The following is an 18,725-nucleotide window of genomic DNA, read 5'->3' on the forward strand; positions in this document are numbered from 1 at the left end:
GGTCCGGCCACGGCCGGGGCCACTGCCCGGCCGTGGCATCGCGCCGACACTCGCACCGCGGGTCGCCCCGCGGCCGGGGCATCGGCAGGGGCATCGGTCGAGGGACCGTCGGGCCCCTCGGCCTCGGGTCGGTCACCGCGCCGGGAGGCGGTCCGCATGGGCCGTCCGAAGGAATCCGTCACCTGGGCGGTGGCCGTCCGCATGCGGGGCGGGACCGGGGCGCGTTGGCTTCCCCTGAGGCAGCACGGGCGTACCCGACCTTCGGCGGCGCAAGGGATGTACCGCCAACCGTGCCGCCGCCGGAGGACATCCGATGCGCACTTCCCGTTTCCTCGTCCACTCAGGGCTGACCGTCGCAGCCGCCGCCGCTCTGCCGCTCGCCCTCACCGCCCAGCCGGCCGTGGCCCGCGCTTCGGGCATCTCCGTGAGCACGACCGGCTCCACGGTGTCGGTCGTGACCAGCGCCTGCACCCAGATCAACGGCAGCTGGGGCACGGCGGCGCTGCTCGGCAGCGCCCAGGCGAATTTCGCCCAGGGGCGCCAGGTCGCCCTGTCCGGGACGGCCGCCGGCCAGTCCGCCGCCTGGTCCGGCGTCTCCCCGGGCACGTACACCGTGGTCGTCATGTGCTCCAACGGCAGCACCGCGGGCACCCAGTCGGTGATCGTCTCGACCCCGGCCACGGCCTCCCCGCGGGTCACGGTGACACCTACGCCCTCGCGGGGCGTCATGGGAGGCCTCGGTGGCGCGGCCCGCGACTTCGGCCCCGTCGCCATGGGGGTGGGCGGGGCGCTGGTGGGGACGGGCATCATCGCGGCGGCCTGGTTCCTGCGCCGCCGCTCGAAGCCGTACCGGCTCTAGGCCCCGTCCCCCACTAGGTCGCGTCCCCCACCACGGGCAGCTCCTCGACGGCCTGGGTGAGCCACTGGGTCCAGAAGGTCTCCAGCTCGATGCCCGCGCGCAGGACCAGGTGCTGGAGCCTGGCCTGCGCGCTGTCGTCGCCGGGCGGGAAGTCGCGCTTCTCGATCTCCTCGTACTCGGCCAACTGCCGCCGGTGCAGCTCGAGATGGCGGCGCAGGTCGGCCTCGATGCCCGCGGTGCCGACGACCGCCGCGGCGCGCAACCGCAGCAGCATGGCGTCGCGGTGCGGCTTCGGATCCTGGGCGGCCGCCGTCCACCGGGCGAGTTCGGCCCGTCCCGCGGGCAGCACCTCATAGGCCTTCTTCTGCCCGCGGGCCGGCGCCTGGGTCGGCAGGGCCCGGATGTGCCCATCGGACTCCAGTTTTCCCAGCTCGCGATAGATCTGCTGGTGCGTGGCCGACCAGAAGTAGCCGATCGACCGGTCGAACCGGCGGGTCAGATCCAGCCCCGACGAGGGCCTCTCGAGCAGGGCGGTCAGGATCGCGTGCGGGAGTGACATGCAGTCATCCTAGGGAGGCGCCGGCCCGGTCCTACAGCGCCGCCGCCAGTTCCGTGCCCTGCTGAATCGCGCGCTTGGCGTCCAGTTCGGCGGCGACGTCGGCGCCCCCGATGAGGTGCGCCTTCGCGCCGTCGGCGAGAAGCGCCTCGTACAGGTCCCGGCGCGGGTCCTGACCCGTGCACAGCACGATGGTGTCGACCTCCAGGAGCGTGCTCCGCTCGCCGACGGTGAGGTGCAGCCCGGCGTCGTCGATACGGTCGTAGCGCACGCCGGGAACCATCGTGACGCCCCGGTGCTTGAGCTCGGTGCGGTGGATCCAGCCGGTGGTCTTGCCGAGGCCCGCGCCGACCTTGCCGGTCTTGCGCTGGAGGAGGTGGACCGTGCGCGGCGGGGCCGGGCGCTCGGGAGCGGTGAGACCGCCGGGGCCCTGGTAGTCCATGTCGACGCCCCACTGCCGGAAGTAGGCCGCCGGGTCCTCGCTCGCCTTGTCGCCGCCGTCGGTGAGGAACTCGGCGACGTCGAAGCCGATGCCGCCCGCGCCGAGGATCGCGACGCGGTCGCCGACGGGGGCGCCGTCGCGCAGGACGTCGAGATAGCCGACGACGCTCGGGTGGTCGACGCCGGGGATGTCGGGGGTGCGGGGGCTGACGCCGGTGGCGACGACGACCTCGTCGTACTCGGCCAGGTCCCCGGCGGCGACGTGGGTGTCGAGCCGTACGTCCACGCCGTGCCCGTCGAGCTGGTGGCGGAAGTAACGCAGCGTCTCGTCGAACTCCTGCTTGCCGGGGACCTTGCGGGCCACGTTGAGCTGGCCGCCGATCTCGCTCGCCGCGTCGAAGAGGGTGACGTCATGGCCGCGTTCGGCGGCGTTCACCGCGCAGGCCAGGCCCGCCGGACCGGCACCCACCACCGCCACCCGCTTGCGCAGCCGGGTCGGGGCGAGGATCAGCTCGGTCTCGTGGCAGGCGCGCGGATTGACCAGGCAGGAGGTGATCTTTCCGCTGAAGGTGTGGTCCAGGCAGGCCTGGTTGCAGCCGATGCAGGTGTTGATGGCCTCGGAGCGGCCGGCCGCGGCCTTGGCCACGAACTCGGGGTCGGCGAGCATCGGACGGGCCATCGACACCATGTCCGCGCAGCCGTCGGCGAGCAGTTCCTCGGCCAGTTCGGGGGTGTTGATGCGGTTGGTGGTGACGAGGGGGACGGAGACCGCGCCCATGAGCTTCTTCGTCACCCAGGTGTAGGCGCCGCGCGGCACGGAGGTGGCGATGGTGGGGATGCGCGCCTCGTGCCAGCCGATGCCCGTGTTGATGATCGTGGCGCCGGCCGACTCGACGGCCTTCGCGAGGGTGACGACCTCGTCCAGGGTCGAGCCGCCGGGCACCAGGTCCAGCATGGACAGCCGGTAGACCACGATGAAGTCCTCGCCGACCGCCTCGCGCACCCGCCGCACGATCTCGACGGGGAAACGCATCCGGTTCTCGTACGAGCCGCCCCAGCGGTCGGTGCGGTGGTTGGTCGGGGCGGCGATGAACTCGTTGATGAGGTAGCCCTCGGAGCCCATGATCTCGACGCCGTCGTAACCGGCCCGCCGGGCGAGGCGGGCGGCGCGGACGTAGTCCTCGATCGTGCGCTCGACGTCGGCGTCGGTCAGCTCGCGGGGCGGGAAGGGGCTGATCGGCGCCTGGAGCGGGCTGGGAGCGACCAGGTCCCGGTGGTAGGCGTACCGGCCGAAGTGCAGGATCTGCATCGCGATGCGGCCGCCCTCGCGGTGCACGGCGTCGGTGATCGCCCGGTGCTGCTCGGCCTCCGCCTCCGTGGTGAGCTTCGCGCCCCCCTCGTACGGCCGCCCCTCGTCGTTGGGGGCGATGCCGCCGGTGACGATGAGGCCCACTCCCCCGCGGGCGCGGGCGGCGTAGAACGCGGCCATGCGCTCGAAGCCGCGCTCGGCCTCCTCGAGGCCGACGTGCATCGAGCCCATCAGGACGCGGTTGGGCAGCGTGGTGAAGCCCAGGTCGAGCGGGCTCAGCAGATGCGGGTAACGGCTCATGACAGCCCTCCGTGCGCGGTGTCTTCCCTCCAGTTCTAGAGGACCGCGCACGGTTTATGCAACTAGTTGCACAATGGGATCGGCATCATGTGCCGCAGGTCACCGGCGTCGCCGCCTACCGGCTCACCGGCGTCGCCGCCTCACCGGCTCTCCAGCAGAACGTGCAGCTCCCGCTCCTGGTCCCCGGAGGCCGAGGAGAGGTCGCGCACCGCGAAGACCGAGTCCAGGGTCGAGCGGAGCCGCTCGATCGCCCAGTAACTGCCCTGCGCGTCGGCCTCGACGGAGGACGAGAGCCGGGCCGGCCGGGCGCAGTCGCGCGCCTCGGTCACCTCGAAGGTGCCGAGCCACACCATCGGGCGGCTCTCGTGGAGCTGCTGCGGCGCCTCGTCGCTGCCGCGATCCGACTCGAAGCACTCGTTCAGCGTGTCGAACACGATCCGGGCGTCCTCCTTGCTGCACCCGCTGATCTCGACGGAGACGGACTCCTCGTGCGGTCGTTCGCGATCCATCGTGATCGCTCCTCTCGTGGGATGTGACGCGGAGGTGCGGGTTCCCCGCGCACCGCGCCACATCCCCAGAAAAGCACCACTTTCCGAGTGGGACCAGCGACAGGAGGGGCGCCGGAGGTCGGGCCGGCCCCGGTCAGCTCCGGGTGAAGCGGTACGTCTTGCTGTCGGTCAGCACACAGAACCCGGGAGACACGACGATCACCCGCAGGGTGCCGGAACGGCGGTCGTAGTCGATGCCCTCTGCCTCGAACGTGCCCGAGCAGGAGCTGCGCAGCGGCAGCTGACGCAGGGCGGTGACATGGCCGGTGACGTCGGAGGTGCCGTTCGGTTCGGCGGACAGGTCGATCTGGAGGAGGGGCTTGGTGATGCCGAAGAGAGTGCCCGCCGGGTCGTCCGAGGCGCACAGCAGGGTGGTCGGGCCGGTGAAGTCGCAGCCCTGGACATCGCGCACCGCATGGTCGAGGCGGACGGTCGACACCTGCGGCAGGTTCGCGGAGGGCGAGGTGGCGGGGTTGGCGCCCGGGGTCGGGAAGACGAGGAACCGGGTCATGGTGCCCCACTCGCCGGACAGCATCCACTGGCTGTTCGGGGTGATCGCCGCCCAGGAGTTGTTCAGGGCCTCACCCGAGCCGAGCGCGTGGACGTACTCGGACCAGGCGCCGCCCGGTGCCTGCACGCGGTACATCTTCGCGTTGTTCGAGTCGCTCTGGTACGGCTCGACGTAGTAGCCGTCGTAGGAGGCGTCGGGGTCGCCGACGTGGTTCCAGCCCCGGGTGGAGACGGAGAAGGGGATGGTGCCGATGCCGGTGTAGCGGTTGGCGCTGCCCGCCGGGATCTCGACCGACGCCAGGCCCTGGCTCTCGGTCAGCGGGTCGGCGCGGTCGGAGCCGACCTCGGTCCAGGTGTCGGCGGCCGCGGCGGGCGGGGCCGCGGAGAGGACGGCGACCGTCGCCAAGGCCAGCGCCAGGGCGGCGGTGCGGGCGGTGCCGGCCGGGGGGCGACGGCGGCGGGCAGGACGCAGGGGCATGGGACTCCTCGTCAAGTGGGGGGGGTGGGCGCGCTCGGCGGACAGTCTGGCCCGGCAGGATAGTCATGTACAGACCAATTCCATGGACAGGTGCGGGCCTTGAGGAGAACGGCGCGCGACGCCGTACTGGAGGAGCATGAAGAAGGGCGCCCAAGGCGTGGGAGAAAAGGGTTGAGCACGGTAGAACAGGGGAGTCGGCACGGGGGACGGCGTGCCGCGTCGATAAGCGGAGGCGGTGCGTGGCATGAACGGAGCCGGATCGTCCGCGGCTGAGGGCAGTGCCCCGACCGGGCCCAGCGGCCTGCTGGACGTGCTCAACGTGGCTTCTGTGGTGCTCGACACCCAGGGGCGCATCGCCCTGTGGAGCCCCCAGGCCGAGGAGTTGTTCGGATACTCGGCCCATGAGGCGCTGGGGCGGTACGCGGCCCATGTGATGGTCCACGAACGCCACGTCGACCTGGTCGTGCAGCTGTTCGCCGATGTCATGGCCACCGGCGAGAGCTGGGCGGGGGCGTTCCCGATCCTGCGCAAGGACGGCACCACCCGGTTGGTGGAGTTCCGCAACATGCGCCTCATGGACGACCGGGGCGACGTCTACGCCCTGGGTCTCGCCACCGACCGGACGACGGTGCGCCGGCTGGAACGGGACCTGGCTCTCTCGACGCGGATGGTCGCGCAGTCCCCCAACGGCCTCGCCGTCCTGGACACCGACCTGCGGTACGTCTCGGTCAACCCGGCGCTGGAGCGGATCAACGGCGTTCCGGCCGCCGATCACCTGGGCCGGACCATCCACGAGGTGCTGCCCCGGCTGGACGCGGAGGCCCTGGAGGCCGCGGCGCGCCAGGTGCTGCGGACCGGGGAGCCGCTCCTCGACCGGTCCACGGTCGGCCGCACCCCCGCCGACCCTGACGAGGACCACGCCTGGTCCCTGTCCCTGTACCGCCTGGAGGACGCCCGCGGCACCGTGCTGGGCGTGGCCGTCTCGGTCGTCGACGTCACCGACCGGCACCGGGCCGCCGTCGAGGCCGAGGCGGCGCGCCGCCGGCTGGCACTGATCGCGGACGCCTCCGCGCGGATAGGCACCACCCTGGACCTGGAACGCACCGCCTTCGAACTGGCCGACGTGGCCGTTCCGGAACTGGCGGACGTGGCCGCGGTGGATCTGCTCGACGCGGTGATGGCGGGCCGCCGCACCAGCCTGGGGCCCGCCGAATCGGCCGTGATCCGCGCCCTCGCGGTGTGCGGCGCCGACGAGCCCGACGCCCTGCGGGCCGCCGACCAGCCCGGCCAGGTGGCCCGCTACGCGCCCGACCGGCTCGTCACCGAGTGCGTACGCTCGGGCCGGCCGGTCATGGTGGCCCAGGTCAAGGACGAGGACCTGGGGCGCATCGCCCACTCCCCCGAGGCGGCCGCCCTGCTGGCGCGGGCCGGTGTGCACTCCTATCTGGCCGTGCCGCTCATCGCGCGGGGCGAGGTGCTGGGCGCCCTCGACCTCAAACGGACCCGCAACCCCCTGCCGTTCGGCAACGACGACCTGCTGCTCGCCCGCGAGCTGGCGGCCCGGGCGGCCGTCCAGATCGACAACGCCCGCTGGTACCAGAGCGCCCGCACCACGGCGCTCACCCTCCAGCGCAGCCTGCTGCCGAGCCATCCGCCCGTCACCGGCGGCCTCGAGGTCGCGTCCCGCTACCAGCCCGCGGGCGCCACCACCGAGGTCGGCGGCGACTGGTTCGACGTCATCCCGCTCCCGGACGGCAAGACGGCGCTCGTCGTCGGTGACGTGATGGGCAGCGGTATCGACGCCGCCGCCACGATGGGCCGGCTGCGCACCGCGACGACCACGCTGGCCTCCCTCGACCTCGACCCGGCGGTCCTCCTGGAACACCTGGACCGGATCACCCAGGGCCTGGACCACTCCATCGCCACCTGCGTGTACGCCGTCCACGACCCCCGGCTGGGGAGGTGCCGGATCGCCAACGCCGGCCATCTGCCGCCGGTGCACATCCGCCCGAACCGTCAGCCGGAGCTGCTCGACCTGCCCACCGGCGCGCCGCTGGGCGTGGGCGGGGTGCCGTTCTCCACGACCGACGTCGACTTCGCCCCCGGCGACCAGCTCGTGCTGTACACCGACGGCCTGGTCGAGACCCGCACCCACTCGCTCGACGAACGGCTGGACGCGCTGCTGGCGCTGCTAGACGATCCCGCGCGGCCGCTGGAGGAGGTGTGCGACCTGCTGCTGAGCGCGTTGCACCGCCCCGACAACCACGACGACGTGGCGCTGCTGGTGGCGCGTGCGCGGGCCGGGGAGTGAGCGGCGCCGCCGTCCGATTCACAGGCTTTTGTTATCGCTTCCTTACCGCACACCTCGGACAATCACAGTGAGGCGTGGCAGTGGTGCCGCCGTCGTGGCCGAGGAGAGTGAGCCGTGATGCAGGAGCCGGACAGGCCCGAAGGGCCGCAAGAGGTCGAACTGCTCTCGGGACCGGTCCACACGGAACGGGACCGTGCGGACCTGCGCGCGCTGTGGCGGCGCCGGTCGGCCCGCGGCCGGGCGGTGATCGCTGCCACCACCGTCGCCGTCCTGGCGCTCGGCGGCACCGTCGCATACGCGGCGACCTCGGGCGACTCCGGAGGCGGCTCGCCGTCGGCGGCCCCGTCCGCGTCCTTCTCCGAGGGGCCCGGTGGACGGCACGGCCACGGCGGCATGTGGTTCGGGACGGGCGGGGACGCCGCGCACGGTGAGGCGACCGTCAAGGACCCCGAGAGCGGCGACTGGGTGGTCCGCGTCTGGCAGCGGGGCACCGTGACGAAGGCGGCCGACGACCGGGTCACCGTCAGGAGCGAGGACGGCGTCTCGTGGACGTGGACGGTGGGCGCGGACACGACCGTGTCCGCCGACGGTGCCTCCGGCTCCGGGGCCGACGCGCTGAAGAAGGGCGACACCGTCCGCGTCGTCGGCTCCCGTTCCGGTCACACCTACACCGCCGACCGCGTCCTGTCCGGCACCTTCGACGAACGCGGCCCCGGCGGACGCGGCCCCGGCGACCGGCACGACGACTCCCCGGGGCACGGCCCGTGGAACCGCGGGGACGACCGCTCCCCCGGCCCCACGGGCAGCGGAGCCGCTACCTGACCCTGGTGCCGACGACCACGTGGGCGTACAGCTCCTCGTCCTCCGTCAGACGCACCGTCAGACCGCCGCGGGTGAACGCCTCGACGGCGGCCGGGGCCTGGCGCTCGCTGGTCTCGACGAGGACACAGCCGCCGGGGGCGAGCCAGCGCGGCGCCTCGGCGGCGACCCGGCGCAGCACGTCCAGCCCGTCACCGCCGCCGTCGAGGGCGGCGAGCGGCTCGTGGTCGCGGGCCTCCGCGGGCAGCAGGGGGACCTCGCCGGTGGGAACGTAGGGCACGTTCGCCGCCAAGATGTCTATTCGGCCCCGTAGTTGTCCGGGAAGCGCCGCGAACAGGTCGCCGACGTACGCGTGTCCGCCGTGCTCCGCGAGGTTGCGCCGGGCGCAGCTCACCGCCGCCGGGTCGATGTCCGCGGCGTGCAGCTCGACTTGTCCGAGGGAGGCGGCGAGGGCGGCGCCGACGGCGCCCGAGCCGCAGCACAGGTCGACGACGACGCGGGCGTGCGGCACCGCGGCGAGGGCCTGGTCGACGAGGAACTCGGTGCGGCGGCGAGGCACGAAGACGCCCGGCTCGACGGTGATCCGCAGACCGTGGAACTCGGCCCAGCCGACGACGTGTTCGAGCGGCAGGCCCGCCGCGCGGCGGGCCGCCATGGCCGCGGCCTCGTCGGGCGTGCGGGCGGCGGTGAGGATCAACTCCGCCTCGTCCTCGGCGAACACACACCCGGCACCCCGCAGAACGGCGACCAAAGCGTCACGGGACGACGAAGGGGAGGCCGAGGAAGGCGAGGAACCAACGGGAGAACGAGAAGAGCGAGAGGAACGCGGAAGGGGAGAAGCGGGAGAGGACGAAGACGCGGGAGAACGAGGGGGCATGAAGCCGAGAAGCCTTTCGGAAGCCGAAGGGCGCTCTCACGGTCGCCTACCGGCGGCGATCCACGCTGTCACGGGAGGAGAGCACCCGACCTGACACTGCGGTAATGGGTCCCACCTCCTCGGTCACGCGCGACTGGGAACCTCCGCAGCCGGACGGCCACCCTACCCCAGAGACCGGACGGCGTTCCTGGCACGGGAGCCCTCGCCACCTGAGTTGTACTATGCAACCAGGCTACTGAGGGAGGACCGGTGGAAGCACCCGAGGCCGTGGAGACCATCCAGCGCGAGATGACGAGCTTCGCCCGGCGGGCCCGTGCCTCGGCGGGCCGGCTGCACCCCGAGCTGTCGCTGGTGTCCTACACGCTCCTCGGCCACCTCGAGGACAGCGGCGGCTGCCGGGCCACCGACCTCGCCGCGCACTACGCCCTGGACAAGTCCACGGTCAGCCGCCAGGTCGGCGCCCTGGAGCGCGCCGCCCTGATCGAGCGGCGCCAGGACCCCGAGGACCACCGCGTCCAGGTCCTGCACCTCACCGACACCGGCCGCCGCATCCTCGCCCAGGTCACCGAGAGCCGCCGTACGGCCTTCCGGGAACGGCTGGCGCAGTGGCCGCAGGCGGACCTGGAGCGGTTCGCGGAGTACCTGGTGCGCTACAACGCGTGGCGCGGGCCCGCCGCCGGGAGCGACCTGCCTCCCCCGGCGGCCCCGTGACCCCCGGCCGGCCGGCCCGCTACGCCACCGGGACCGACTCCCGCCCCTCCCCCAGCCGCTCCGGCACCCGTGCCGCCAGGAACGCCGTTCTGCGGCGCAGCCGGAAGCCCAGGGACTCGTAGAGGCGGATGGCGTTCGTGTTGCCCGCGCTGGTGTGCAGGAAGGGCGTCTCGCCCCGTTCGCGGATGCCGTGGGCGACGGCCAGGATCAGCCGGGTCGCCAGGCCCTCGCCCCGGAAGGCGGGGTCGGTGCAGACCGCGCTGATCTCGGTCCAGCCCGGCGGATGCAGGCGCTCGCCGGCCAGGGCGATCAGGGCGCCGTCCCGTCGTATGCCCAGGTAGGTGCCGAGTTCGATGGTCCGGGCCTCGAACGGCCCCGGCTGGGTGCGGGCGATCAGGTCGAGGATCTCGGGCACGTCGGCGGCACCGAGCCGGACGGCCTCGGGTTCGGGTGCGGCGGCCAGCCCGTCGTCGACGAACTGCACGCCCTCGATCTGCAGGGTGAGCTCCCAGCCGGCCGGGAGCTCACCGCGGAAGCCCGGCAGCGGGACCTCCGCGCCGGGACCGGCGAGCGCCGCGAGATCCGCCCAGTCGGCCGCGTCCGGCTCGTCCGGCAGCGCCAGCCAGGGCGACACGTCGACGGGGTAGCGCAGCACCCGGCCCCGGCGCTCGGCGAAGTGGGCGTGCGGACCGGTCAGGGAGGCGAGGGCGGGGTTGTCGAGGACGTGCGGGGGCTCGACGGCGCTCATGCGTCCGCTCCGATCTCCAGGACGACCTTGCCCCGGGCGTGGCCGCTCTCGACCTCGCGCAGTGCCTCGCCGGCCCGCTCCAGCGGGAACGTGAGGGTGACATGCGGGTCCAGTTCGCCGCGCACGACCAGGTCCGCCACCGCCCGCAGCACGGCCGCGTCGCGGGCGCGGGCCACCCGGGCGCCGCCCAGCCGCTCGACCTCCTCGGCCGGGGCTCCGGCGGTGATCAGCCGGGTGCGGTCCCGCACCAGGCCGGCCGCCTCGTGCAGCACCTCGCCGCCGACGAGGTCGTAGACGCCGTCGACGCCGTCCGGCGCGGTCGGACGCACCGCTGCCGCCCAGTCCGGGCCGGACGGCACGTGCACGGCGCCCAGCGACTCGAGGAGGTCCTTCTTGCCCTCGCTCGCGACGCCCAGGACACGCAGTCCGCGGGTGCGGGCGATCTGCGCGACGGCGACCCCGACTCCGCCGCCCGCGCCGGTGACCAACAGGGTCGCTCCGGCCGGCAGGTCGAGCTGGTGCACACCGTCGTAGGCGGTCGCCGCGGCCACGGGAAGGGTCGCGGCGTCGGCGAACGACAGCCCGGCGGGCTTGTGCGCGGTGATGCCGGCGGCCAGCAGCGCGTACTCGGCGTAGCCGCCCGCGACCGCGGTGCCGAACACCTCGTCGCCGGGCGCGAACCCGTTGACGCCCTCGCCGGTCTCCTCGACCACGCCGGCCACCTCGTTGCCCAGGACCGAGGGGAACGCGCGCTCGCCGCTCTCGCCGGGGCGCCGGTATCCCGTGCGCTGTTTCCAGTCGACGGGGTTCACACCCGCCGCGCGCACGGCGACGAGCACCTCGCCGGGCCCGGGCCGGGGGCGGTCCAGGTCGACGAGGGCCTCGGTCTCCGGGCCGCCGTACCGGGTGAAGACGTACGCCTTCGGCATTGCTCCCACTCTCCTTCGCTGGCACCGGACCGCTGGACCGCTGGATCCGGAACGACACCTGCAAGAGCCGGGGCCCGGTGGCTATTCCCCCCTCGCGGGACTGTTCATACGGGCTTAATGATCGGCGGGCGGACCGGTTGCGGAGCACGGCTGACATGCACGTACGGTGGACTGCGTGAACATCCGCCGTCCGCCCGCTGGAACCCCATGAACGTCACCCGAGGCTTCACCGGCCGTCCCCGTGTCCACCGTCCGGGACTGCCCCCCGGCCAGTACGACGCGGGCGACGACTGGCCCGTGCTGTCCGCCGAGGTCACGCCCGACCTCGCGCCCGCGGACTGGACCTTCCGCGTCGACGGGCTGGTGGCGGCGCCCCGCACCTGGGACTGGGACGAGGCGCACGCGCTGCCGGAGTCCGCGTACGAGGGTGACATCCACTGTGTGACCAGCTGGTCCAAGTTCGGGGTGCGGTTCGGGGGCGTGTCCCTGGACGCGTTCCTCGCGGCCGTCCGGCCCGACGCGTCCGCGACGCACGCGGTCGCGTACTCGCACACCGGCTACTCCACCAACCTGCCCCTGTCCGACCTGACCGGCGGCCGGGCGTGGATCGCCTGGGAGTACGACGGGAAGCCGCTCGCGGCCGAGCACGGCGGTCCGGCGCGGCTGCTGGTGCCGCACCTGTACTTCTGGAAGAGCGCCAAGTGGATCGCGGGCCTGCGGCTCCTCGACCACGACGAGCCGGGCTTCTGGGAGCAGAACGGCTACCACGCGCGGGGCAACCCGTGGGAGGAGCAGAGGTACGCCGGTGACTGAGACCTTCACTCCCCCGACCCGGTTCGCGGTGCCGGGCCGGATCGCCGTGAGCAACCGGGCCGCCGCCCTGTGGCAGACGGCGACGCTCACCGAGATCCGCCGCGAGACCCCGCACGCGGCCACCTTCCGGTTCGCGGTGCCGGCCTGGGCGGGGCACCTGCCCGGCCAGCACCTGATGCTGCGGCTGACCGCGGACGACGGCTACACCGCCCAACGGCACTATTCGATCGCCTCGGCGCCCGACGACGGCGGGCACGTGGAGCTGACCCTGGACCACGTGGACGGCGGCGAGGTCTCGGGCTGGTTCCACAGCAGGGCACAGCCGGGTGACGAGGTCCAGGTGCGGGGTCCGCTCAGCGGCTTCTTCGCCTGGCCGGGCGACCGGCCCGCGCTGCTGATCGGGGCCGGCTCCGGGGTCGTCCCGCTGATGTCGATGGTCCGCCACCACCGGGCGCGCGGCCTCGGCGTACCGCTGCGGCTGCTGGTGTCCGCGCGCGGTCCCGAAGAGCTGATCTACGCGCGGGAGTACGGCGCCGAGACGACGCCCGTGTTCACGCGGAGCGCGCCGCGGGGTGTGCCCGTGGGGCGGCTCGCGGCACGTCACCTCGCCCCGCTGCTCGCCGAGGAGCCGGCGGGCGGCTGGGAGGCGTACGTGTGCGGCTCCAACGCGTTCGCCGAGCACGCCTCGCGGCTGCTGGTCCGGGCGGGGCAGCCGGTCGACCGCATCCGGATCGAACGCTTCGGCTGACCCGCCGGGCCGCCGCACCGGGCCGCTCCCTCCCCGCCCGTCCCCGGCGTCCCCGGCTGCCGAGGGGCCGACGTGAACGATGCGTGAAACGATGTACTCCGAACGGGGTATGACGCTCATGTGGGCACTCGTACGCGTGACGGCGAGGAGGTCGACATGCGAGACCGGGTGCGCGGCCGACGTCTGCGGGACAACCCGCTGCGACGGCGGTCCGACGTGGTGGAGGCGTGGACGGCGCTGTTCTTCGCCGTGCTGCTGCTGGTCGCCGTGCCGCTGGCCGGGGCGCTCGCCGGCCAGTGGGGCCATGCCGACGCCCAGGCGGTCGCGGACCGACTGCGGGCCGAACGCCACCGGGTCCGGGCCGAGGTCGTCGGTCACCCTCCCGAGGCCCTGCCCACGGTGGAGGGCGTAAGACAGCAGATGTCCACGGTGGCCGTGCGGTGGACCCCGCCGGGCGAGCCCGCGCGGACGGCCACCGCCCGGGTTCCGGCGGGCACGCGCGCGGGCGAGATGGTGGACGTCTGGTTCGACACGCGGGGCCGCAACGTCGCACCGCCGCCGAACGACACCATGGTGTGGCAGCACACCCTCACCATGGGTGCGTGCGCGGCCGGGGGTACGGCCGTCGTGGTGCTGCTCGGGCACGCCGTGACCCGCCGGGTGGCGATGCGGCACCGGCTGGGCGAGTGGGAGCGGGAGTGGGCCCGCACGGAACCCCGGTGGACCCGCCGCAGGCCCGCCTGAAGCTCCTGACCAAAGTCTGGCGAGGCCTCCCGGTGCCCACGTACGGTGTGATCATTCGTATGGGCACTTAACAAAAGGCGGTCCTTCATGCCCCTGTTCGACCTGACCGACGAGGAGCTCCGTACCTACCGCAGCGCGTCCACCGAGCCCGAGGACTTCGACGCGTTCTGGTCCAAGACCCTCCAGGAGGCCCGTGCGCACGACCTGGACGCCCGCTTCGAGCCGGTCGACACGGGTCTGACCACGGTGCGGGTGTACGACGTGACCTTCGCCGGCTTCGGCGGGCATCCCGTCAAGGGCTGGCTGACGCTGCCCGCCCAGGCGGAGGAACCGCTGCCCCTGGTCGTGGAGTTCGTCGGCTACGGCGGGGGACGCGGGCTGCCGCACGAGCATCTGCTGTGGGCGTCGACGGGCCGCGCGCACTTCATCATGGACACCCGCGGCCAGGGCAGCGCCTGGGGCGGGGGCGGCGGCACCGCGGATCCGGTGGGCGGTGCGCCCTCGTACCCCGGTTTCATGACGCGGGGCATCGACGCCCCGGAGAACTACTACTACCGCCGGGTGTTCACGGACGCGGTGCGCGCGGTCGAGGCGGCCCGCTCCCACCCGCTGACCGACGCGGCACGGACCGTGGCGACCGGCGGGAGCCAGGGCGGCGGCATCACGATCGCCGTGGGCGGCCTGGTGCCGGATCTCGCGGGCATCGCCCCGGACGTGCCGTTCCTGTGCGACTTCCCGCGCGCTGCGGTGCTGACGGACCGTCACCCGTACCGCGAGATAGGCCTGTTCCTCAAGACGCACCGCGGCCGCTCGCAGGACGTCCTGGGCACCCTGGCGTACTTCGACGGGGTGCACTTCGCGTCCCGGGGTTCGGCTCCCGCGCTGTTCTCGGCGGCCCTGGAGGACCAGACCTGCCCGCCGTCGACCGTGTTCGCGGCCTTCAACGCGTGGGCGCACGAGGACAAGGAGATCGAGGTGTACGACTTCAACGACCACGAGGGCGGCGGCCCTTACCAGGAGGCGGCCAAGCTGCGCTGGCTGCGGTCGTACGTCTGAGGGCCGGCGCGTGGACACGCGTGCCGCCGCCGAGCGGTTCACAGCGGTGTGGGAGCGGGCCTGGGCCTCGCACGACGTGGCGGCGCTGCTGGAGCTGTACGCCGAGACCTGCGTCCACCTGTCGATGCCGTTCCGGGAACCGCACCGGGGGCGGGCCGAGCTGGAGGCCTATCTGCGCTGGTCGTTCACGGCGGAGCGGGTGACCGACGTGCGGTTCTCGCCTCCGCTCGTGGGCGCGGACCGGGTCGCGGTGGCGGAGTTCCGGGTGCTGGCCGAGGAGGACGGGGCGGCCGGCACGCTGGCCGGCTGTGTCTTCGTCCGGTTCGACGAGGCCGGGCTGGTGGTCGAGTCACGGGACTACTGGCACACGACGGAGGGCCACCAGGAGCCGACAGGGCCGGCCTTTCTCCTGTGATCCAGGACCCGTTCGGCACACTTCCCTCCAGTCCGACCAGTCGGTATGTTCGGGGTGCCCGGGCCGCACCGTAGCGGTCCGGGGTTCCGGCGGAACCACGGAGGCTCCATGTCCGAGCACGTGCCACAGATCCACGGCCACTGCGATCCACGGTTCGCGGCGGTGCGCGCGGCCTTCGAGGAGAACTTCCGGGACCGGGGCGAGCTGGGCGCCGCGGTGAGCGTCACGGTCGACGGCGTACCGGTGGCCGATCTGTGGGGCGGCCGGGCCGACGCGGCGGGCACGCGCGCGTGGGAGCGGGACACCGTGGTCAACGTGTGGTCCACGTCGAAGGGGCCGACGGCGCTGTGCGCGCACATCCTCGCCGACCGGGGGCTGCTCGACCTCGACGCTCCGGTGGCCGCGTACTGGCCGGAGTTCGGCGCGGCGGGCAAGGAGCGCGTCCTGGTCCGGCAGTTGCTGTCCCACCGGGCGGGCCTGGCCGGGCTGCGCGAGCCGCACTCCCTGGAGCAGCTCTACGACTGGGAGCTCACCACCGCCCGCCTCGCGGCCACGGAGCCCTGGTGGGAGCCGGGCACCCGGTCCGGCTATCACGCGCTCACCTACGGCTTCCTGGTCGGGGAGGTGGTGCGGCGGGTGTCGGGGCTGCTGCCGGGGGCCTTCCTGGAGCGGGAGGTAACCGGTCCGCTGGGCGTCGATTTCACGATCGGGCTGCCGGAGAAGGAGGCCGGGCGGGCGGCCGAGCTGGTGCATCCGCCGGTCGCCTCGTCCAGCGAACAGGCCGCGATCCTCAGCCAGTTGGCACCGGCGGCCGTCGCCGCCCTGACCAATCCGGTGGCGGGCGCGAGCGAGGCCAACTCGCCGCGCTGGCGGGCCGCGGAGATCCCGGCGGCGAACGGCCACGGCACCGCGCGGGCGGTGGCCGCGCTCTACGGGATCTTCGCCGGCCGGGGCACGTACGGCGGGCGTCGGGTCCTCTCCCCCGAGGCGGCCGAGCGGGTGCGCGAGGGACAGGGCGCCTGCCGGGACCTGGTGCTGGGGGCGGGGTTCGCGCACGAGACGGAGATCGGGCTCGGGCTGTGGCTCAGCGGTCCGAACGGATCGTACGGACCCAACCCGCGCGCTTTCGGACACGACGGCTTCGGCGGCTCGTGCGGGCTCGCCGACCCGGAGGCGGGGGTGTCGCTGGGGTACGTGATGAACCGCATGGGGCCGCACATCGCCGACGACCCGCGGAAGACGGCGTTGGTGGACGCCCTGTACAGCGCGCTCTGAGCGGCGGCGCGGCGCGGGCGTACGGGCGGCGCGGGGCGGTCCGGTTTCGGCCGATCGGGCGGCACACCCTTCCCTGCTGGTTTAGACCAATGCTAGATCTGGTGGCGCACCGAGTCCGCACGACCACGGCACGTCACCCACAGGAGGCGCGCGGCATGGCCCGCAGCACCACCCCCACCACCCCTCATGTCCACCCGCACCCCGACGAAGGACCGCTGTACCGGCGGATCGCCACGGAGCTGCTCGGCGAGCTGCGCGAGGGCACCATCGCTCCCGGCGAACGACTGCCGGCCGAGCGGCGGTTGGCCGGACACTTCGGCGTCAGCCGGCAGACCGTACGGCAGGCCCTGGAGGTCCTGCGGAGCGACGGGCTGGTCGAGACCGACCGGCGGGGCAGTCACGCCGCCCTGCCGGCCGGGTCGCTCGGCACCCCGTCGTTCCTCGCCTTTCCCCTGGGCGCCCGGCCCGCGGACGACGCGTCGGCGGTGGCCCGCGCCGCCGTCAGCTGGGAGACGCCCCCGCCCGCGCACGCCGAGGCGCTCGGACTCGCCCCGCACCGGCCGACGCTGGTGCACCGCTACGAGTCCGCCCGCGCCGACGGACGCGGTCTGCGTACGGCCGTCACGTCCTTCTCCGCGGTCGCCCTGGCCGAGGTGGAGGAGCTGGCCCGCTACCGCGACCGCGCCGACTCGAACGCCTCCCCGGAGCTGCGGCGGGCCTACGACTGGATGCGCCGGGCCGGCCTGACCCTGCACCACCGCGACTGCATCACGCATCTCGACGACGACCCGTCGATGCGGGTCACCCGGCGCGTGCACGACCAGTACGCGCGCCCCCTGGAGATCACCGACCTGGTGGTGGACACCCGGCGGGAGGCACTGGTCTACGCGTTCACACTGCCCGCGGCCGGCTGATCCCGTCCGGACCGGCTCCGCGCACCGTCTCAGCGGTCCGTCCGGCGCGCCTCGACCATGCGCACCCGTGGGCTTCCGTCGCTCCTCGTCCCGAACTCGGGCAGGGCGCGGAGGTCCACCCGGAACCCGGCGCGCTCCAGTTCGCGCCGCACGTCACCGAGCCGGAAGGCGCGGTAGTACATCACGAACGGCGGCCGCCACAGGGCGTTACGGACCCGCATCACGGCGTCGAAGCCGAGGAGCATCCAGTACGCCGGTGAGGACCGCCTCGGCGGGGCCAGGACCGGGAACGCGAAGCATCCGCCCGGCCGCAGCGCGGTCCGCACCCGGGCGAACAGGCCCGGCAGCTCGCGGGGCAGGAAGTGCCCGAACGCGCCGAAGCTGACGACGAGGTCGAAGGCCGAGGTGAACGGCAGGGCGCGGGCGTCCGCGCGCACCCAGGACACCCGCGGGCCCGCCGGACGGACCCGCTCGCGCGCCTGCGCCAGCATGCCGGCGCTGAAGTCGACGCCCGTCACACTCCCCCGGCACACCGTCGCCAGGACCTCGGCCCCCGCGCCCGTGCCACAGCACAGGTCGAGGCCGTCCTCGTACGGGCCGGAGTCCTTCAGGGCCGAGGCGACCGCGTCCAGGACGGCGTCCGGGGTGCGGAAGGGCGTGTGGTCGAACTTCGGCGCGAGGAGGTCGTAGCCGTGCTCGACGGACGACATGGCCTGGACGGCGAGTTCGCGCAGGGTGGGACCTTCGGGACTGAACATCCGCGTCAGCCTACGGCCGTCCGCCGCTTCAGGAGCAGCAGGGCGCGTTCGCACCAGGCCAGGTTCGTCTCCTCGAAGGCGATGCCGGCCGTCAACGTCAGATAGGGGCCGATCCGGTCGGCCTCGGTCAGGTACGCGTCCTCGGTGCGTCCGTCGAGGAGGCGGTCGCGCACCCGCAGATAGCGGTCGAGCTTGGCGCGGGACCAGGTCCTGCGCTCCTCGACCAGGGCGCGGGTCACCTCGGGGTCCACGCCGTCCATCGCCTGGATCCTGATGAGGAGTTCGTCGCGGATGACGGTGGGCCGGCGCGGCGGGGTGGCGGCGAAGGCGTCCAGGTCCGCGCGGCCGGCCTCGGTGAGGGTGAACATCCTTTTGTTCGGCCGGCGTTCCTGCTGCACCACCCGTGCCTCGATCAGGCCGTCCTGCGCGAGGCGCTCCAGTTCGCGGTAGAGCTGCTGCGGGGTCGAGGGCCAGAAGTTCGCGAGGGAGACGTCGAAGACCTTCGACAGTTCGTAGCCCGAGGCCTCGCCTTCCAGGAGGGCGGCCAGGACGGCGTACTTGAGGGACATATGGACACGGTAGCAGGAGGCGATTATTGTCATCGAC

At 73.4% G+C, this 18,725-nt stretch carries 20 protein-coding genes; 11 read left to right on the top strand and 9 right to left on the bottom strand.

Annotated elements, in window-relative coordinates:
• The first annotated feature begins 313 nt into the window (after positions 1-313).
• Positions 314-859 carry a hypothetical protein gene (locus ACFVYS_RS09390; RefSeq protein WP_389500347.1) on the top strand — a complete coding sequence of 182 codons (546 nt, stop codon included), beginning with the start codon at positions 314-316 and terminating at the stop codon, positions 857-859.
• A 13-nt stretch (positions 860-872) separates the two neighbouring features.
• Here the strand turns inward: ACFVYS_RS09390 and ACFVYS_RS09395 are convergent, their stop codons facing one another.
• The 4 genes from ACFVYS_RS09395 to ACFVYS_RS09410 all read right to left on the bottom strand — a co-directional run bounded on the left by ACFVYS_RS09395 (position 873) and on the right by ACFVYS_RS09410 (position 5,001).
• Complete coding sequence (locus ACFVYS_RS09395) at positions 873-1,418, bottom strand: PadR family transcriptional regulator (protein WP_389500349.1); 546 nt, start codon at positions 1,416-1,418, stop codon at positions 873-875.
• Positions 1,419-1,449: 31 nt separating this feature from the next.
• On the bottom strand, positions 1,450-3,465 hold the full coding sequence (locus tag ACFVYS_RS09400; RefSeq protein WP_389500351.1) for an FAD-dependent oxidoreductase: 2,016 nt from the start codon (positions 3,463-3,465) through the stop codon (positions 1,450-1,452).
• Positions 3,466-3,605: 140 nt separating this feature from the next.
• Positions 3,606-3,974 (bottom strand): hypothetical protein, encoded by a 369-nt coding sequence (locus ACFVYS_RS09405; RefSeq protein WP_389500353.1) that lies wholly within the window; start codon positions 3,972-3,974, stop codon positions 3,606-3,608.
• Between the two features lie 133 nt (positions 3,975-4,107).
• On the bottom strand, positions 4,108-5,001 hold the full coding sequence (locus tag ACFVYS_RS09410; RefSeq protein ID WP_389500355.1) for a hypothetical protein: 894 nt from the start codon (positions 4,999-5,001) through the stop codon (positions 4,108-4,110).
• Between the two features lie 244 nt (positions 5,002-5,245).
• Here ACFVYS_RS09410 and ACFVYS_RS09415 point away from each other — a divergent pair, with 244 nt between their 5' ends.
• The gene (locus ACFVYS_RS09415; RefSeq protein ID WP_389500357.1) at positions 5,246-7,312 is read left to right on the top strand and encodes a SpoIIE family protein phosphatase; all 2,067 of its coding nucleotides are present in this window, start codon (positions 5,246-5,248) and stop codon (positions 7,310-7,312) included.
• 117 nt (positions 7,313-7,429) lie between these two features.
• A complete protein-coding gene (locus ACFVYS_RS09420; protein ID WP_389500359.1) occupies positions 7,430-8,134 on the top strand; it encodes a hypothetical protein in 705 nt (234 codons plus the stop codon).
• Here the strand turns inward: ACFVYS_RS09420 and ACFVYS_RS09425 are convergent.
• Positions 8,127-8,882 (bottom strand): putative protein N(5)-glutamine methyltransferase, encoded by a 756-nt coding sequence (locus ACFVYS_RS09425; RefSeq protein ID WP_389500361.1) that lies wholly within the window; start codon positions 8,880-8,882, stop codon positions 8,127-8,129. The two genes, ACFVYS_RS09420 and ACFVYS_RS09425, sit on opposite strands and share 8 nt — an antisense overlap.
• A 375-nt stretch (positions 8,883-9,257) precedes the next feature.
• Between ACFVYS_RS09425 and ACFVYS_RS09430 the strand changes: the two genes are divergently transcribed.
• Entirely contained in the window at positions 9,258-9,719 is a 462-nt protein-coding gene (locus ACFVYS_RS09430; RefSeq protein WP_389500363.1) for a MarR family winged helix-turn-helix transcriptional regulator, read from the top strand.
• Between the two features lie 19 nt (positions 9,720-9,738).
• Here the strand turns inward: ACFVYS_RS09430 and ACFVYS_RS09435 are convergent, their stop codons facing one another.
• A complete protein-coding gene (locus ACFVYS_RS09435; RefSeq protein ID WP_389500365.1) occupies positions 9,739-10,467 on the bottom strand; it encodes a GNAT family N-acetyltransferase in 729 nt (242 codons plus the stop codon).
• Positions 10,464-11,396, bottom strand: coding sequence for a zinc-binding alcohol dehydrogenase family protein (locus ACFVYS_RS09440; RefSeq protein ID WP_389500366.1), 933 nt, complete (start codon positions 11,394-11,396; stop codon positions 10,464-10,466). Before ACFVYS_RS09440 ends, ACFVYS_RS09435 begins: the two co-directional genes overlap by 4 nt.
• 207 nt (positions 11,397-11,603) lie before the next feature.
• Here ACFVYS_RS09440 and ACFVYS_RS09445 point away from each other — a divergent pair, with 207 nt between their 5' ends.
• From ACFVYS_RS09445 to ACFVYS_RS09475, 7 genes are all read left to right on the top strand, one after another.
• Positions 11,604-12,209 carry a sulfite oxidase-like oxidoreductase gene (locus ACFVYS_RS09445; protein WP_389500368.1) on the top strand — a complete coding sequence of 202 codons (606 nt, stop codon included), beginning with the start codon at positions 11,604-11,606 and terminating at the stop codon, positions 12,207-12,209.
• A complete protein-coding gene (locus ACFVYS_RS09450) occupies positions 12,202-12,957 on the top strand; it encodes a ferredoxin reductase (RefSeq protein WP_389500369.1) in 756 nt (251 codons plus the stop codon). The genes ACFVYS_RS09445 and ACFVYS_RS09450 overlap by 8 nt, the downstream gene beginning before the upstream one ends.
• 156 nt (positions 12,958-13,113) lie before the next feature.
• Entirely contained in the window at positions 13,114-13,701 is a 588-nt protein-coding gene (locus ACFVYS_RS09455) for a hypothetical protein (RefSeq protein ID WP_389500738.1), read from the top strand.
• Positions 13,702-13,788: 87 nt separating this feature from the next.
• Positions 13,789-14,757: an acetylxylan esterase gene (locus ACFVYS_RS09460; protein ID WP_389500371.1), complete on the top strand. Its 969-nt coding sequence runs from the start codon at positions 13,789-13,791 to the stop codon at positions 14,755-14,757.
• 10 nt (positions 14,758-14,767) lie between these two features.
• Positions 14,768-15,172 carry a nuclear transport factor 2 family protein gene (locus ACFVYS_RS09465; protein WP_389500373.1) on the top strand — a complete coding sequence of 135 codons (405 nt, stop codon included), beginning with the start codon at positions 14,768-14,770 and terminating at the stop codon, positions 15,170-15,172.
• Positions 15,173-15,280: 108 nt separating this feature from the next.
• Positions 15,281-16,447 (top strand): serine hydrolase domain-containing protein, encoded by a 1,167-nt coding sequence (locus tag ACFVYS_RS09470; RefSeq protein ID WP_389500375.1) that lies wholly within the window; start codon positions 15,281-15,283, stop codon positions 16,445-16,447.
• 155 nt (positions 16,448-16,602) lie between these two features.
• The gene (locus ACFVYS_RS09475) at positions 16,603-17,361 is read left to right on the top strand and encodes a GntR family transcriptional regulator (protein WP_389500377.1); all 759 of its coding nucleotides are present in this window, start codon (positions 16,603-16,605) and stop codon (positions 17,359-17,361) included.
• 29 nt (positions 17,362-17,390) lie between these two features.
• On the opposite strand, the gene ACFVYS_RS09480 is transcribed toward ACFVYS_RS09475, so the two are convergent.
• Both ACFVYS_RS09480 and ACFVYS_RS09485 read right to left on the bottom strand, forming a co-directional pair.
• The gene (locus ACFVYS_RS09480) at positions 17,391-18,119 is read right to left on the bottom strand and encodes a class I SAM-dependent methyltransferase (protein ID WP_389500379.1); all 729 of its coding nucleotides are present in this window, start codon (positions 18,117-18,119) and stop codon (positions 17,391-17,393) included.
• A gap of 5 nt (positions 18,120-18,124) precedes the next feature.
• Positions 18,125-18,688, bottom strand: a complete 564-nt coding sequence (locus ACFVYS_RS09485) for a PadR family transcriptional regulator (protein WP_389500381.1) — start codon at positions 18,686-18,688, stop codon at positions 18,125-18,127.
• Positions 18,689-18,725 lie beyond the last annotated feature (37 nt).

It is taken from the genome of Streptomyces sp. NPDC058295, from assembly GCF_042880655.1.
Lineage (GTDB): Bacteria > Actinomycetota > Actinomycetes > Streptomycetales > Streptomycetaceae > Streptomyces > Streptomyces coriariae.

What these genes read in the sequence shown, in the direction of transcription:
- ACFVYS_RS09390 (WP_389500347.1), top strand. Translation starts at nt 314, where the DNA reads ATGCGCACTTCCCGTTTCCTCGTCCACTCAGGGCTGACCGTCGCAGCC.
- ACFVYS_RS09395 (WP_389500349.1), bottom strand. Translation starts at nt 1,418, where the DNA reads ATGTCACTCCCGCACGCGATCCTGACCGCCCTGCTCGAGAGGCCCTCG.
- ACFVYS_RS09400 (WP_389500351.1), bottom strand. Translation starts at nt 3,465, where the DNA reads ATGAGCCGTTACCCGCATCTGCTGAGCCCGCTCGACCTGGGCTTCACC.
- ACFVYS_RS09405 (WP_389500353.1), bottom strand. Translation starts at nt 3,974, where the DNA reads ATGGATCGCGAACGACCGCACGAGGAGTCCGTCTCCGTCGAGATCAGC.
- ACFVYS_RS09410 (WP_389500355.1), bottom strand. Translation starts at nt 5,001, where the DNA reads ATGCCCCTGCGTCCTGCCCGCCGCCGTCGCCCCCCGGCCGGCACCGCC.
- ACFVYS_RS09415 (WP_389500357.1), top strand. Translation starts at nt 5,246, where the DNA reads ATGAACGGAGCCGGATCGTCCGCGGCTGAGGGCAGTGCCCCGACCGGG.
- ACFVYS_RS09420 (WP_389500359.1), top strand. Translation starts at nt 7,430, where the DNA reads ATGCAGGAGCCGGACAGGCCCGAAGGGCCGCAAGAGGTCGAACTGCTC.
- ACFVYS_RS09435 (WP_389500365.1), bottom strand. Translation starts at nt 10,467, where the DNA reads ATGAGCGCCGTCGAGCCCCCGCACGTCCTCGACAACCCCGCCCTCGCC.
- ACFVYS_RS09440 (WP_389500366.1), bottom strand. Translation starts at nt 11,396, where the DNA reads ATGCCGAAGGCGTACGTCTTCACCCGGTACGGCGGCCCGGAGACCGAG.
- ACFVYS_RS09445 (WP_389500368.1), top strand. Translation starts at nt 11,604, where the DNA reads ATGAACGTCACCCGAGGCTTCACCGGCCGTCCCCGTGTCCACCGTCCG.
- ACFVYS_RS09455 (WP_389500738.1), top strand. Translation starts at nt 13,114, where the DNA reads ATGCGAGACCGGGTGCGCGGCCGACGTCTGCGGGACAACCCGCTGCGA.
- ACFVYS_RS09460 (WP_389500371.1), top strand. Translation starts at nt 13,789, where the DNA reads ATGCCCCTGTTCGACCTGACCGACGAGGAGCTCCGTACCTACCGCAGC.
- ACFVYS_RS09470 (WP_389500375.1), top strand. Translation starts at nt 15,281, where the DNA reads ATGTCCGAGCACGTGCCACAGATCCACGGCCACTGCGATCCACGGTTC.
- ACFVYS_RS09475 (WP_389500377.1), top strand. Translation starts at nt 16,603, where the DNA reads ATGGCCCGCAGCACCACCCCCACCACCCCTCATGTCCACCCGCACCCC.
- ACFVYS_RS09480 (WP_389500379.1), bottom strand. Translation starts at nt 18,119, where the DNA reads ATGTTCAGTCCCGAAGGTCCCACCCTGCGCGAACTCGCCGTCCAGGCC.
- ACFVYS_RS09485 (WP_389500381.1), bottom strand. Translation starts at nt 18,688, where the DNA reads ATGTCCCTCAAGTACGCCGTCCTGGCCGCCCTCCTGGAAGGCGAGGCC.